The organism is Massilia sp. LXY-6 (genome assembly GCF_051233485.1).
Classification (GTDB): domain Bacteria; phylum Pseudomonadota; class Gammaproteobacteria; order Burkholderiales; family Burkholderiaceae_D; genus Telluria.
The window spans coordinates 1-321 of sequence record NZ_JBKFGF010000111.1; the positions used below are offsets into that span (position 1 = coordinate 1).

Sequence of the window (321 nt, forward strand, 5' to 3'; positions counted from 1 at the left end):
TTTTGCGCGTTCCACGCGATTTCTTGTACCGATTCCGGCGCCCGTTCGGCGCGGCGCTGCAGGTAGGCCGTCTTGCGAGCCGGATGACGATACGTCCATGCCGCTTCAATTAGAATCCGGCGAACATGACCGTTGCCGGTTTTGGTGATACTGCCGCGCGATTTGGTCGCGCCACTGGAGTGTTCACTGGGCACCAGGCCCAGGTAAGCCATCAATTGCGGCGCGCTGGCGAAACGATGTAAGTCGCCAATCTCGGCCACGATGGTCGTGGCCGCCAACAGGGCGATGCCACGCAGGGCCATCAATGCCTCGATTACCGGC

Annotated in this window: 1 protein-coding gene; it reads right to left on the minus strand. The window is 61.4% G+C overall.

What is annotated here, in order from left to right:
* Window positions 1-321: transposase (locus tag ACI48D_RS26040; protein WP_435574138.1), on the minus strand; the 321-nt coding region annotated here is incomplete at both ends.